This is a genomic window from Aureimonas sp. AU20 (genome assembly GCF_001442755.1).
Taxonomy (GTDB): domain Bacteria; phylum Pseudomonadota; class Alphaproteobacteria; order Rhizobiales; family Rhizobiaceae; genus Aureimonas.
Map to the genome: position 1 here is coordinate 1,605,353 of NZ_CP006367.1, position 13,413 is coordinate 1,618,765.

Below are 13,413 nucleotides of genomic sequence, written 5' to 3' on the forward strand. Positions count from 1 at the left end.
TTCTTCGCTGGCCGAGTTGCCCGAAGGGCGGTGCCGCCTCGACCGCCTTGGCGCGACGTCGTCGTCATAATCGTCTTCCCCTGCCAACGGCCGACTGCGCTTTCCGCCGACCGGTGAAGCCCAATCCGAAAAGAGGCGCGTCCTTATCGTCCGCGCCCCCTTCGCTTGGCTTCCCCGGCCTTAGCCGACGATCAGCATGTCGGAGGACAGATTGCTCAGCAGCATGTGCTCCACCAGAAGGTTCACGCTGCCGAGATGGATCATCACGCCGTCCTCGGTCTGCTCGGCATGATCGAGCACTTCGGCGGCTGTATGGTACGCGCTCCCGACGATCCGGATCATGTCGTGCTCGACGTCGCTCAGGCGGAAGTCCTCGACCGTGACGCGGCCGGGCTGCGCCGCGTTGACCACGAAGAGATCGTCGCCCAGGCCGCCGTTGAGGAGGTCGACGCCGCCACCGCCCGTCAGCGTGTCATTGCCCTCGCCGCCATAGATCGCGTCGTTGCCGCCCCGCCCGTCCAGCCAGTCGCGCCCGGCGCCTCCGTAGAGCAGGTCCGCCTGCGCGGTCCCGGTGATCGTGTCGTTGCCGGCGAGGCCGAAGACCCGCGATCCCGTCAGCGTGTCGTTGCCCGCCGTTCCTTGAAGCGCCGAGGTGAAGCCGATATCTTGGTTCCGCCAGTCGAGCAGGCCGCTCCAGGTCTGATCCTCGAGATGATCGGCCCCGATCGCGTAATGCTGCCCGTTCAGGAACGCGACTTTCTCGACACCCGAGACGATGTTCAGGCCTTGGGAAGGAGAGGAAAACGCAAGCGTGCCGTCGCTCAATTTGGAGACGGTCCAGTCGCCGGGCCGGCCGTTCAGTTCCAGCGTGTCGGTGCCCGTCCCGCCCTCGACGCGGTTCTGCCCGGGCCCCGGGCGGATCGTGTCGTCGCCGCCCATCGCGTCGATATAGTCGTTGCCGACATTGCCGCGCAGCCGGTCGTCATATTGCGAACCGATCAGAAAGGCGGAGTCGCCGACATGGCCGTGCGTGTCCGATGGCCGGGGCAGGTCCTCCACCCAGGTCACGGGCCGCGCGGCGCCGCTGAGGTTGGAGACGATCACCAGACTGTCGCGCGCGGTGAAGTCGTAAAAGGCAGAATGCGTGATCCGGTCGATCGCGTCGGAGGTGATGCCGGCCAGATGCGCGCTCCAGCCGCCGACGATGTTGTAGAGCGCGAACGGGCCGAACGGCCAGCCGGGCGAGGCGTAATCGTCGCTGAACAGGATCAGATTGTCCGTCGCGGAGCCGAGCGCGTAATCCTGCCCCATCAAGCCCGGCGCATGCGCCACGGCCTCGCCGAACGAAGGGAAGGAACCGGCCGCGCGATGCACGACATCGTTCTCGTAACCGATGTTGAGAACACGGTCCTGCCCCTCATAGGTGTAGGGCACCTCGTGCGCGATATAGCTGCTGTCGGCGAAGAAGCCGCCCGCCAGCGTATCGGCATATTTCGCCATGACGTTGGTGTAGGCGGCGCCCAACGAGTAGCCGGTGACGATGACGTGGTCCGCCGTGAGGCCGTGGGCCAGCGTGTAATCACGAACTGCGGCGAGCAAGGGCTCCATGTTCGGCGCGATCTCGCCGCTGTTGAGCTGCGTATAATCCGGCAGATCGACCGGCGAGTTGGTGCCGGAGAACGCGATGGACACCCGCGTGACATGCCCGGCGGCGTCGCGCTCTTCGAGGATCTGCGCCTGCGGGCCGGAATAGGTGGTCCCGGTCAACGGGCTCTTGATGATGTAGTAGCCGTCGGCATCCACGGCCTCGGGCCCCAGCCCGAGCGCGGCCGGGCCGACCTTGGACCAGCCCTCGGGCAGGGCGATGTGGGCGCGGTTGGCGGCCAGGCCGTCCGGCAGGCTTCCGCCGAACGCATTGGTGATCTTACCGATATCCATCCCGAAAATGCGATCGAGCTGGCCGAAGGTCGCGATCTTCAGCGACGTTTCAGCGAGCTCGGCAGATTGCGTGGTGGAAAAGCGGCGATAGTCGAACATCCCCATAACATCATCCTCCCAACGCCCCGGTCCGCGAAATCGCGGCCTCTGGGCGTGCAGCATTGATGGAGTTTGGCGAGTCGATTTCGATCGTTCTGCTTACGAACGTCATGAAATCGCTGCGCTTCTTATTTTCCTCTTACGTATACGTAATTATTTGTTCGAGATCAATGTTCTTCGCGACGCCGATCTGCTTGGAGGAGTGCGGTGCTTTGCGCACGGCGACATAAGCTGAGGTTGCGCGGTTCCATAGTTTGAAAGCAACGCATCCGAACAGGCAAGTTCAGCGGCGGTCAGACCTTCGGCGTCGTGCTCTGATCGCTCGAGCGCGAGCCGGACTCGCGATGCGCCGAGTTCCGGTCCACGCAAAGCATGGCGAAAGCGGACAAGCGGCCATTTGAGATGGGGCAGGTGGGGAACGCGGCCTGTCCTGTCCTCACGATGAAAGGCGGCATCGGGGTCGTCATGCTCGACGTGCTGGATTGCGGTCACCCAGGCTTTGTAGCTCGTCGCCAGCGTGCTCATGCCGCCTACAAGCTCGTCGGCTACACGCCGCGCCGCGACTACGCCTATGTCGAGATCAACCGCGCGCTACGCGCCTTGCACCCGGATGTCGTCGGCGAAGTGGTGGCAGGGCTGCAAGCAACCGGCTGTCGTATAACCAAGGATTCGAACACCGAGCTCATAAAGGTCAACGGAGAGTTCACCCTCTCGGTCACGATCGCGCGCTGCCAAAGGACGGAAGCTGGCTCGCTGCGCTGGCAGCTTCGCTTCGACACAGGATTGCTTCCAGACATCACGATCGCCGTTCGAATGGATGCGGCCAACCGCGTGCCGCTCGACTACTACCTTCTGCCCGCGATCGATCTCGCATCGCCCAAACTGCGTCTCGCCGAGGAGAACGGCTTCGCACTCGATGCCTACCGCTTCGAGACACTCGATCTTCTCTACGACATCGCCGAACCTGTCCGAATCGCGGAGGCTGCTTGATGACAAAGAGGCAAGGCCATCGGATCGAGATGATCCCGATCGCGCGTATCACCGTCCTGAACACCCGATCGCGCAACAAGCGCCAGCACAAGGAGATCGTCGACAACATCGAGGCGATCGGTCTGAAGCGCCCGATCAAGGTTAGACGCTATGTCGAGGACGGGGTCGAGCGTTATGGCCTGATCTGTGGTGAGGGCCGCCTGGAAGCCCTTCGCATGCTGGGCGAGAGGGAGGCTCCAGCATTCGTTGCCGACTCAACCGAGACCGAATGCCTTGTCATGAGCCTTGTCGAGAATATCGCACGGCGGCAGCATCGACCGGTCGACCTCATGGGCGAGATCGGTAGCTTACAAAAGCGCGGTTACAACGATGTCGAGATTGGCCGCAAGATCGGGGTCTCGGCGGGTTGGGTCAACATGATCACCACGCTGCTCGATCGCGGCGAAGAAAAGCTGGTCGCGGCGGTCGAGACCGGCCTGATCCCGGTGAGCTTCGCGATCGACATCGCAAGAGCGGGTTCGTCGGAGGCGCAGGATATCCTCACGGAAGCCTGCGCTGCCGGAAAGATCAAAGGCAAGAAGGTCGGCATTCTTCGTCGGCTGCTCGATCGTCGGATGCGAACGGCAGCGGTGCGGGACAACCCTCTCGGAGGAAAGCTGGGCAAGTCCCGCCGTCTGACCGTTGCCGATCTCATGCAGATCTATCAGCGCGAAGCCGAGAAGCAGCGTCTGATCGCCAAAAAGTCCGACTTCACGCACGCCAAGCTCCTGTTCCTGGTGGAAGCGCTCAAGGACCTCCTGTCTGACGACGGGTTCGTGACACTGCTACGAGCGGAGCACTTGGAGACGATGCCGCGTGCTTTGGCGAAACGCATCGCGGGAGAAGCAGCATGAGCGGGGAGAAAGACGGAGACGATCCAAGCGTCAACGACGATGGCGGTGTTCGGCTCGGTTTCGAACGTGAGACGATCATCGTTCCTCTAGACAGGTTGGTACCGTTGCGCACCTTCCGTCCAGGTATGAAGGAAAGTCGCAAATACGCTCAGATCCTCGCGTCCGTGAAGATGATCGGTCTCGTCGAGCCGCCGGCGATTGCGCCCGATCCAGGTCATCCCGGTACCTACTTCCTGCTCGATGGCCATATTCGCGTGGAAGCGCTGAAGGATCTTGGCCAGACGGAGGTCGAATGTCTCGTATCCACCGACGACGAAGGCTACACCTATAACAAGCGGATCAATCGCTTGGCCGCCGTTCAAGAGCACAAGATGATCGCGCTTGCCGTCAAGCGAGGCGTGCCTGAAGAGTTGATTGCGGAGGCGTTGAGTATCGAGGTCGTATCCGTTCGTCGCAAGTTCCGCATGCTGAACGGTATCTGTGCGGCAGCGGTTGAGTTGTTGAAGGATACGATCTGTCCTGGTGCGGTCTTCGATCAACTGCGGCGCATGATGCCGGCGCGTCAGATCGAGGCGGCCGAGCTGATGATCGGACAGAACAACTTCAGCGTCGCGTTCGCCAAAGCCCTTCTGGTCGCGACGCCTGAAAAGCAGCTCGTCCAACTCCGAAAGCCGAAACTTGGCGGCGCGTCGGCAGCCGCTGCTGGGCAAATCGCACGGATGGAACGAGAACTGGCCAGCCTGCAAACGCAGGTAAAGTCGGTTGAAGAAACCTATAGCATCGACAACCTGCACCTCACCGTCGCCAAGGGCTACGTCGCAAAGCTGCTCGGCAACGCGCGGATCGTGCGTTGGCTAAGCCTTCACCGACAGGAGTACCTGGGTGAGCTTCAGTCCATCGCTGAGATCAGTTCGCTCGCGATCCCACCGATCGCGGCAGAGTAAGCCATACGGGGACCTAGACCCGGTAAGCGCGGGAACTGCGGGAAACGCCACACCCTGCGTGGATCGAGCGCGGCGATGGAAATCGCGGCGCGCTCGCTCGGAGGAGCCCATCAGGCCTGACGAGATTTTACTGGCCGAACGAGCTGGTAGAGGCACCGCCTGTGACACTTTAAAAGCGTATCAGCTAAGCGCTGAAAGCGACCCCGGACCGCCCAACAATCCCATATGGGTTGATGATGTACTGGTTCGCGGCTCTATACAAAACCGATCGATTTTGTTGGCGCACCCGACAGGATTCGAACCTGTGACCTTCGCCTTCGGAGGGCGACACTCTATCCAGCTGAGCTACGGGTGCCTGACCTGACGGCCGCGTTCCGAGGCTGGCTCGGGACGTGCCAAACTCCTTACAGGAGGACGGCGGGGCAGGCAAGGTGCGATCTTGGGCTTCGCGGCTCGCTTGGCCTCGCGAGTGGGGTTCAGATGGCGCGGGCGAGGCGGCGTTCGAGCCAGGCGAGCGTGTCGTTGAGGAGAACGGCGAGGGCGCCGACGATCGCGCCCCCCTGCACGACAAAGGCGAGATTGTCCGACAGGAGGCCGGCGATCACCACTTCGCCCAACGTGCGGGCGCCCACCGTCGAGCCGATGGTCGCCGTGCCGAGGCCGATCACCGCCGAAAGGCGCAGGCCGGCGACGACGAGCGGCAGGGCGAGGGGGAGTTCGACGCGCACGAGGCGCTGCCAGGGCGTCATGCCGACGCCGCGCGCCGCTTCCAGCACCGGCCGGGGCACGCCGGTGAGACCGGCGATCGTGGTCTCGAAGATCGGCAGGAGACCGTAGAGGAAAAGGGCGACGAGGGTCGGCGCCTCGCCGAAGCCGATACCCGGCACGGCCAGCGCCAGCACGGCGACGGGCGGAAAGGTCTGGCCGATATTGACCACCGAGCGCGACAGGGGAAGGAACTCCGCCCCCGCGCGCCGCGTGACGAAGATCGCCATCGAGACGGCGAGACAGGCGGCGGCGAGCGTCGCGAGGCCCGTGATCTTCAGATGCGACAGGGTGAGGGCGAGAAGGTCTCCCTTGTCGTAGATCGCCGGCGCGCCGTTCTTTGTCAGGGGTCGCAGCAACGGCTCGTAGAGACCGGGCCGCACGAGAAAGGCCAGAAGCAAGGCCAGGAGGGCGAGGCGCCAGAGCCGCGCCAGAAGACGTGTCACGAAGCGGGCCTCGCGGCGGAGCGAAGCAGCGCCGAGGTGCGCACGATGCCGAGCAGGCGGCCCGAGGCATCGGTCACCGGCGCCGCGCCCCGGTTGGACCAGAGAAGGTCGGCCAGCGCATCACGCCGGTTGGTGTCTGTGCTGAGCGGCGCGCCGGAGGCGGCGCCCGGCTCCACGAGATCGGCGAGCGTGCCGAGCGACAGAAGCTTGAAGGCACGATCGTTGGCGCCCAGCATCTCCTCGACATAGCTGTCGGCCGGGCGGGCCAGGATCTCGGCAGGAGAGGCGCATTGGCGCAACCGCCCGCCTTCCATCACGGCGATGCGATGGCCGAGATGGACGGCCTCTTCCATGTCGTGGGTGACGAGGACGACGGTCGTGCCGGTCGCCTTCTGCACGGCGAGGAGATCGGCCTGCGCGCGGGCACGGATGATCGGGTCGAGCGCGCCGAAGGGCTCGTCCATCAGAAGGATGGCGGGCTTGGCGGCGAGCGCGCGGGCGACACCGACGCGCTGCTGCTGGCCGCCGGAGAGCTGGTGCGGATAGCGCGCGGCATAGTCCTTGGGCGCCAGCCCGAAGAGATGAAGAAGCTCCTCCACGCGTGCCTCGACGCGCGGCCGCTCCCATTTTAGGAGGTTGGGCACGGTCGCGATGTTCTCGGCCACGGTGCGATGCGGAAACAGCCCGTGGTTCTGGATGACGTAGCCGATGCGCCGGCGCAGCTCCGGCCCGTCGATCGAGCGATTGTCCTCGCCGTCGATCAGCACCTGGCCGGAGCTCGGCTCGGTCATGCGGTTGACCATGCGCATGAGCGTGGTCTTGCCCGAGCCGGAGGCGCCGACGATCGTGCAGATCGTGCGCGGCTCGACCACGAGGCTGACGTGATCCACCACCGCCTTGCCGTCATAGACTTTCGAGACGTCGCGAAATTCGATCATGCGGACGATCCTTGGGTCTGGGGGATTTGGACGAGCTCGACGGCGGCATCGAGCAAGACGGCGGCCGAGAAGGCGAGGGCGACGGTGGGCAGCGCGCCGAGAAGGACGAGGTCCATCGCCGTCTGGCCGAGGCCCTGGAACACGAACACGCCGAGACCGCCGCCGCCGATCAGCGCCGCGACGGTGGCAAGACCGATGTTCTGGACCAGCGTGATCCGCACGCCCGTCAGGATCACCGGCAGAGCCAGCGGCAGCTCGACGCGAAACAGGCGCTGGCCGGCCGTCATGCCGAGGCCCCGCGCCGCGTCGTGCGCGGCGAAGGGCACGGCGGCGAGGCCCGCGACGGTGTTCGCCACCATCGGCAGGAGGGAATAGAGAAACAGCGCCACGAGGGCGGGCGCCGCGCCGATGCCGGCAATGCCGAGCGTCCGCGCGCCCGGCACGTTCAACGCCACCCAGCCGAGCGGCACGATCAGGAGGCCGAACAAGGCGATGGAGGGAATGGTCTGAACGATGTTGAGAAGACCGAGCACGGGCTCGCGCAGCACGGCGGCGCGGTGGCAGAGAATGCCGAGCGGCAGGCCGACCGCGACCGCCGCCAGAAGCGAGCCGAGCGCCAGAACCGCATGGGTGCCGAGTTCGCGCGCGAAGGCGTCGGCGCGCGGGCGATACTCCTTCATCACCGACAGATCGTCCCACAGGCCGAGCCGGAACAGAACGAAAAGCGCGAGCGCGGCGGCGGCGAGCAGAGCGACGCGCAGAAGCGGTGGCGGGCGCAGCCGCGCCAAGGCGTCGGTCGCCAGCAGAGCCAGGGCGAAGACGAGCAGCCAGAAGCCCGAACCGGGCGCGACGCGGGCATAGGTGTTGCCGGCGGGTGTCAGATGCGCCGGCGCGAGGCCCAGCCCGACCAGCACCAGACCGAGACCCGCCAGCGCCGCCACGAGGCGAAGAACCGGCGGGCTGCGCCAGAGCGCCACAAGGGCGACGAGGCCGAGCGCCAGAGCGAGGGGCCAGGCGAAGGAGGGCGCGATCGCTTCGAACAAGCCACGCCCCTGGCCGGGCACGATGCGATTGGCGCGAAAGGTGGCGAAGGGCAGAACCGCGAGCGCCACGGCGCCGAGGCCGACCAGGAGAAGGCCGAGCCTGTCGGGGCCGCGCGCGGGGGCACGGGCGGTCTCGCGTATCTCCGCCTCCAGGGATGCCATCCGCCGCTCGTTCTCCGCTAGTCTCGAATGGTCGGGAACGGCCGAGGCCAGCCCCGTGTCGCGCCATGACGCTTGGCGTTTCCGAAAGGCTCCGCTTCTGGAGATTATGGCGCGCGGAACGCCCGCGTCATCGGTAGCCCCTTAGAATCCGAAGCAAGGCGGGCCGCCATGATGCCGCAAGTGGATTTGCCCGGCTGGGCGTTGACGCAATGTTTCGTAACCGCCACGTCATGCCACGGCCGTTCTTTCCGGCTAGACGATAAGTTGCACATTTGAATTTTGGGTTGAATTGGCATGGCCGGCAGGCTCCGCACAGGTCTGATCGTTCTTCTTCTCGCCGGCGGCGTCGCTGGGGCGATCGGCTGGAGCCGCGCGCGCGAGGTGTCGCCGGCCGCGCCCCAGGCGGCGGCCGCGACGGTGGCGCCGCCGCAGAGCGTTGAATTGGCCGGTGCGGAGGTCGCCAAGGTCGCGCCGCAGACGCTGACCCGCACGGTGCGCGTGTCCGGCTCGGCGGAGCCCCGGCGCGTCGGCGCCGTCAACGCGCAGGTCTCCGGGCAGTTGGCCGAAGTCGGCGCCGAGGTGGGGCAGGAGGTCGAGGCCGGCGAGGTGATCGCACGCTTCGACACGGTGGTGCTGCGGTCCGCGCTCGCCGCGCAGGAGGCGACGCTGGAAGCCAAGCAGGCGCAGAGGCGGCTTGCGGCCTCGACGCTGGAGCGCAGCCGGCGGCTCGGCTCGGCGGGCATCTCCTCCGAGGCGACGCTGCTGCAGGCCGAGGCCGAGCTTCTGGGGCTGGAGGCCGAGGTGCGCGGGCTGGAAGCGGGCGTCGCCGACGCCCGCAAGTCGCTGAGCGATGCCGAGGTCAAGGCGCCCTTTGCCGGCATCGTGTCGGAGCGCTCGGTGGAGCCGGGGCAGAGCGTGCCGGTCAACACCCAGCTCTTCAAGGTCGTGGACCTCAGCGAGATGGAGATCGAGGCGCTGGTGCCGACCAGCCGGATCGCCGACGTGCGCCTCGGCCAGACCGCCCATATGCGGGTCGAGGGCTCTTCCGGCCGGATGGTGGAGGCGCGCGTTACGCGCATCGCGCCGGTCGCCGTCGCCGGCTCGCGCGCCGTGCGCGTTTATCTCAGCGTGCCCAACGGCGAAGGTCTCCTGCGCGGCGGCCTCTTCGCCACGGGCGAGGTCGAGGTCGAGTCCTTTCCCGACGTGATCGCGCTTCCCGCCGGGGCCATCCGGCGCGACGAGGAGGGCGCCTTCGTTCTCGCCGCGCGGAGCGGCCGACTCCATCGTCAGCCCGTGCAACTCGGCGCGGACTTCGCCGACCGGGGTCTGGTGGAGGTGGCGCGCGGCGTGGCGGAGGGCGACGTCGTCGTCACCGCGCCGCTGCCTGATCTCAAGCCCGACGTGGAAGTCTCCATCGCGGATTTGGGTTAACCCATGTTCCTCACCCGCATCAGCGTCGGCCATCCCGTTTTCGCGACGATGATGATGGCGGCGATCGTCGTGATCGGCCTGTTCGGCTATTCCCGGCTGGGCGTCGAGCAGTTCCCGCAAGTGGACCTGCCAGTGGTGGTGGTCTCCACGACCTATACCGGCGCCTCGCCCGAGACGGTGGAATCGGAGGTGACGCGGCCGATCGAGCAGGCGGTGAACACGATCGGCGGCGTCGATACGGTCTCCTCGCAGACCTACGAGGGCCGCTCGCTCGTGATCGTCGAGTTCACGCTAGAGACCAATTCCGGCGTCGCGGCGCAGGAGGTGCGCGACCGCGTTTCGCGCCTGGAGGCGGGCTTCGCCGACGCGGTGGACACGCCGCAGGTCACCCGCTTCAACCCGGACGACCAGCCGATCCTCTCGCTCGCCATGTCCTCGGCCACGCATTCGCTGACCGAAATCACCACGATCGCCGACCAGATCGTCACCAAGCGGCTGAATGTCGTCACCGGCGTCGGTCAGACCGCCATTATCGGCGGCGCCAAGCGGCAGATCCAGATCCTGCTCGATCCCGAGCGCATGGAGGCGCTGGGCGTCGGCACCTCGGCGGTGCTCACCGCCATCCGGCGCGAGAACCAGGACATCGCCGCTGGCTCGCTCATTTCCGGCATCGACCAGCGCACCGTGACGGTGGAAGGGCGGATCGCCGATGTCGCCGGCTTCGAGCGCATCATCGTGGCGAGCGAGGGCGGCGCGCCGATCTATCTCGCCGACCTCGCCACCCTGCGCGAGGGCGGGGCGGAGCTGACCAGCCGCGCGGCGCGCAACGGCGTGCAGGCGCTGGGCGTCGATGTGGTGAAGGTGCAGGGCGCCAACACGGTGGAGGTCGCGAACGCGCTGCGCGCCGAAATCGGTAAGCTCCAGGCGGAGCTCGGGCCGCAGGGCTTCGAGCTCGCGATCTCGCGCGACAATTCCCGCGCCATCTCGGCCCAGGTTTCAGAAGTGCAGCGCACGCTGATCGAGGGCGCCTGCCTGACGGTCGCCATCGTCTTCCTGTTCCTCAATTCCTGGCGCTCCACGGTCATCACCGGGCTCACCCTGCCGATCTCGGTGATCGGCACGTTCGCGGTCGTTCATGCCTTCGGCTTCACGCTGAACACGATGACGCTGCTGGCGCTCTCGCTCGCCATCGGCATCCTGATCGACGACGCGATTGTGGTGCGCGAGAACATCACGCGCCATCTCGCCATGGGCAAGAGCCACCGTCAGGCGGCGCTCGACGGCACCAACGAGATCGGCCTTGCAGTTCTGGCGACGACGCTTTCGATCGTCGCCGTGTTCCTGCCCGTCGCCTTCATGGGCGGCATCATCGGGCGCTTCTTCCTCCAGTTCGGCGTCACCGTCTCGGTGGCCGTTCTCATCTCGCTCTTCGTGTCCTTCACGCTCGACCCGATGCTTTCCAGCGTCTGGTACGATCCGCACGCCCATGCGGGCGCCAAGCGCGGGCCGGTCGGCCGTCTGGTGGCGCGCTTCGACCGAGGCTTCGAGCGCCTGTCGGGCGCCTATGCCGGCATCATCCGCTGGAGCTTCCGCCATCGCATCGTGACCGTGGCAGTGACACTCGCGATCTTCGTGGGAAGCCTCATGCTGGTGCCGCGCATCGGCGCGGAGTTCCTGCCCGAGGGCGACAATGGCGAGTTCAGCGTGTCGCTGGAGGCGCCGGAAGGTTCCTCGCTCGACTACACCGCGATGAAGGTGGGCCAGGTCGAGGCCGTGCTGCGCACGCTTCCCGAGGTCGCCACCACCTATTCCACGATCAATTCCGGCGGCTCGCGCGGCTACAACGCGGCAAGCATCGCCGTGACGCTGAAGCCGATCGCGGAGCGCACGCGCTCGACCGCCGAACTGATCGAGCCGCTGCGCCCTCGCCTGTCGCGCATCGCCGGGCTTACCGTCTCGCTCAATCAGAGCTCCATGGGCGGGGGAGGCGGTGGCGGGGCTTCGTCCAAGCCGCTGCAATTCTCGGTGCTTGGCGAAAGCCCGGCCGAGCTGAAGCGGCTGTCGGACCAACTCACCACGGCGCTGCGCGCCATTCCCGGCGCGATCGAGGTGGAGTCCTCGATCGAGGACGAGCAGCCGACGCTGGCCGTGCGTGTGCGGCGCGAGGCGGCGAGCGATCTCGGCATTACGCTGACCGAGATCGGCGACACGCTGCGCCCGCTGGTGGCGGGGGATGCCGTCTCGGTCTGGAATGCGCCGGACGGCGAGACCTACGATGTCATGGTGCGCCTGCCCGAAGAAGGGCGCGCCCGCGCTGAGCAGCTTCGCGCGCTGACCATCGCCACGGGTCGGCGCGACGCCGAGAACCGCCCGGTCACCGTGGCGCTCGATCAGGTGGCCGACGTGGTGGACAGCGTGGCCGCCAGTTCCATCAACCGGCGCGACCTGCAGCGCGAGGTGCGCATTTCGGCCAACGTCTCGGGCCGGGCGTTGGGCGAGGTCACGGCCGATCTGCAAAAGGAGATTGCCAAGCTGCAGCTGCCGGCGGGCTATCGCGTCTCCTTCGGCGGCGACGCGGAGAACATGGTCGAAAGCACGGGCTACGCCGTCCAGGCGCTGGGGCTGGCGGTGATCTTCATCTATCTCATTCTCGCCTCGCAGTTCGGCTCCTTCCTCCAGCCGGTGGCGATCATGATGTCGCTGCCGCTCTCGCTGATCGGCGTGCTGCTGGCCCTCTTCGCCACGGGCTCGACGCTCAACATCTTCTCCATCATCGGCTTCATCATGCTGATGGGCCTCGTGACAAAGAACGCCATCCTCCTGGTGGACTATTCCAACCAGGCGCGGGGCAGGGGCCTGTCGCTGCGCGACAGTCTGGCGGAGGCGGGCGCGGTGCGCCTGCGGCCCATCGTGATGACGACGCTCGCCATGATCTTCGGCATGCTGCCTTTGGCGCTGGGCCTTGGCGAAGGCGGGGCGCAGCGCGCGCCCATGGCCCATGCCGTCATCGGCGGCCTCGTCTCGTCCACCGTGCTGACGCTGATCTTCGTGCCGGTGGTGCTGACCTATCTCGACGGGTTCAAGCGGCGCACCCGCCGCTTCCTGCCGCGCTCGCCGGACGACCCCTCGCTGGATCAAGCGTCAAGGCTATAGCCCTGAGTCGGGCTTTCGACGACGCGGCGTCTTGGGCTTGGCGGCCTCTGCGCGCAATGCTGCCTCGAAGGCGAGGCGAACCCATGTCGTCAGGCTTTCCGGGTCGTCCAGCGCCTCGTCCGGGATGGACCAGTAGGGCATCAGCACCGGCTTTCCCGCCTTGCCCTCGTAGCTCCACTGCCGCGCCCCGGCAGCGGCAAAAAGCGGCGCACTGACGGCATCGGCCTTCAGCAGGATCTCGTCCGCCAGATCAATCGCCACGATCAACCCGTCGCGGTAGATGCCCTTGCCGCCGAACATGCGGCGAATGCCGACCGGGCCGAGTCCTTCGAACATCTCCTCGATGCTTGCGTCGTCCACTATCCCGCTCCCGTCCGCGCCCGGCCGCGACCCTAGCTTCGCGCGGAGCGGGGAGAAAGGCGGCGGGCTCCGCCACATGAGCGGCTTTCGATTCGATCCTGTTCCGGATGCGACGAAGCGCTTGCGCAAGAGCGGCAAATCCCCGCCGGCCAGTCATAAGCGATCGAAATGACCTTGAAAGGCGTCACGCACTCGGTCCTGATGCGGGGTGAGCGTCGCCGCGTGGCGACATGGCCCATGAATGGCCCATA

General features: G+C 66.4%; 10 protein-coding genes and 1 tRNA gene. 5 read left to right on the forward strand and 6 right to left on the reverse strand.

The window, feature by feature from the left end; genetic code table 11:
* Positions 1-180: 180 nt before the first annotated feature.
* The gene (locus M673_RS07025; protein WP_187301307.1) at positions 181-2,037 is read right to left on the reverse strand and encodes a calcium-binding protein; all 1,857 of its coding nucleotides are present in this window, start codon (positions 2,035-2,037) and stop codon (positions 181-183) included.
* A 372-nt stretch (positions 2,038-2,409) separates the two neighbouring features.
* Between M673_RS07025 and M673_RS07030 the strand changes: the two genes are divergently transcribed.
* From M673_RS07030 to M673_RS07040, 3 genes are read left to right on the forward strand one after another with little or no spacing between them, the layout of a single operon-like run.
* Positions 2,410-3,027 carry a recombinase gene (locus tag M673_RS07030; RefSeq protein WP_148639992.1) on the forward strand — a complete coding sequence of 206 codons (618 nt, stop codon included), beginning with the start codon at positions 2,410-2,412 and terminating at the stop codon, positions 3,025-3,027.
* Positions 3,028-3,056: 29 nt separating this feature from the next.
* The gene (locus tag M673_RS07035; protein ID WP_202814301.1) at positions 3,057-3,920 is read left to right on the forward strand and encodes a ParB/RepB/Spo0J family partition protein; all 864 of its coding nucleotides are present in this window, start codon (positions 3,057-3,059) and stop codon (positions 3,918-3,920) included.
* Entirely contained in the window at positions 3,917-4,864 is a 948-nt protein-coding gene (locus M673_RS07040; RefSeq protein ID WP_061974808.1) for a plasmid partitioning protein RepB C-terminal domain-containing protein, read from the forward strand. Before M673_RS07035 ends, M673_RS07040 begins: the two co-directional genes overlap by 4 nt.
* Positions 4,865-5,142: 278 nt before the next feature.
* Here the strand turns inward: M673_RS07040 and M673_RS07045 are convergent.
* The 4 genes from M673_RS07045 to M673_RS07060 form a co-directional block, all read right to left on the reverse strand.
* A tRNA-Arg gene (locus tag M673_RS07045) sits at positions 5,143-5,219 on the reverse strand.
* 121 nt (positions 5,220-5,340) lie between these two features.
* Positions 5,341-6,075 carry an ABC transporter permease gene (locus M673_RS07050; RefSeq protein ID WP_061974810.1) on the reverse strand — a complete coding sequence of 245 codons (735 nt, stop codon included), beginning with the start codon at positions 6,073-6,075 and terminating at the stop codon, positions 5,341-5,343.
* Positions 6,072-7,013 (reverse strand): ABC transporter ATP-binding protein, encoded by a 942-nt coding sequence (locus M673_RS07055; RefSeq protein ID WP_061974812.1) that lies wholly within the window; start codon positions 7,011-7,013, stop codon positions 6,072-6,074. The genes M673_RS07050 and M673_RS07055 overlap by 4 nt, the downstream gene beginning before the upstream one ends.
* Positions 7,010-8,218 (reverse strand): ABC transporter permease, encoded by a 1,209-nt coding sequence (locus tag M673_RS07060; protein ID WP_061974814.1) that lies wholly within the window; start codon positions 8,216-8,218, stop codon positions 7,010-7,012. The genes M673_RS07055 and M673_RS07060 overlap by 4 nt, the downstream gene beginning before the upstream one ends.
* A 294-nt stretch (positions 8,219-8,512) precedes the next feature.
* On the opposite strand from M673_RS07060, the gene M673_RS07065 reads away from it, so the two are divergent.
* On the forward strand, positions 8,513-9,649 hold the full coding sequence (locus tag M673_RS07065; protein WP_061974816.1) for an efflux RND transporter periplasmic adaptor subunit: 1,137 nt from the start codon (positions 8,513-8,515) through the stop codon (positions 9,647-9,649).
* A 3-nt stretch (positions 9,650-9,652) separates the two neighbouring features.
* On the forward strand, positions 9,653-12,802 hold the full coding sequence (locus M673_RS07070; protein ID WP_061974818.1) for an efflux RND transporter permease subunit: 3,150 nt from the start codon (positions 9,653-9,655) through the stop codon (positions 12,800-12,802).
* Here M673_RS07070 and M673_RS07075 read toward each other — a convergent pair.
* Entirely contained in the window at positions 12,797-13,162 is a 366-nt protein-coding gene (locus tag M673_RS07075) for a TfoX/Sxy family protein (protein WP_061974820.1), read from the reverse strand. The two genes, M673_RS07070 and M673_RS07075, sit on opposite strands and share 6 nt — an antisense overlap.
* Positions 13,163-13,413 lie beyond the last annotated feature (251 nt).

Coding starts and splice junctions, on each gene's coding strand:
- M673_RS07025 (WP_187301307.1), bottom strand. CDS start 2,037: ATGTTCGACTATCGCCGCTTTTCCACCACGCAATCTGCCGAGCTCGCT.
- M673_RS07030 (WP_148639992.1), top strand. CDS start 2,410: ATGGCGAAAGCGGACAAGCGGCCATTTGAGATGGGGCAGGTGGGGAAC.
- M673_RS07035 (WP_202814301.1), top strand. CDS start 3,057: ATGATCCCGATCGCGCGTATCACCGTCCTGAACACCCGATCGCGCAAC.
- M673_RS07040 (WP_061974808.1), top strand. CDS start 3,917: ATGAGCGGGGAGAAAGACGGAGACGATCCAAGCGTCAACGACGATGGC.
- M673_RS07055 (WP_061974812.1), bottom strand. CDS start 7,013: ATGATCGAATTTCGCGACGTCTCGAAAGTCTATGACGGCAAGGCGGTG.
- M673_RS07060 (WP_061974814.1), bottom strand. CDS start 8,218: ATGGCATCCCTGGAGGCGGAGATACGCGAGACCGCCCGTGCCCCCGCG.
- M673_RS07065 (WP_061974816.1), top strand. CDS start 8,513: ATGGCCGGCAGGCTCCGCACAGGTCTGATCGTTCTTCTTCTCGCCGGC.
- M673_RS07070 (WP_061974818.1), top strand. CDS start 9,653: ATGTTCCTCACCCGCATCAGCGTCGGCCATCCCGTTTTCGCGACGATG.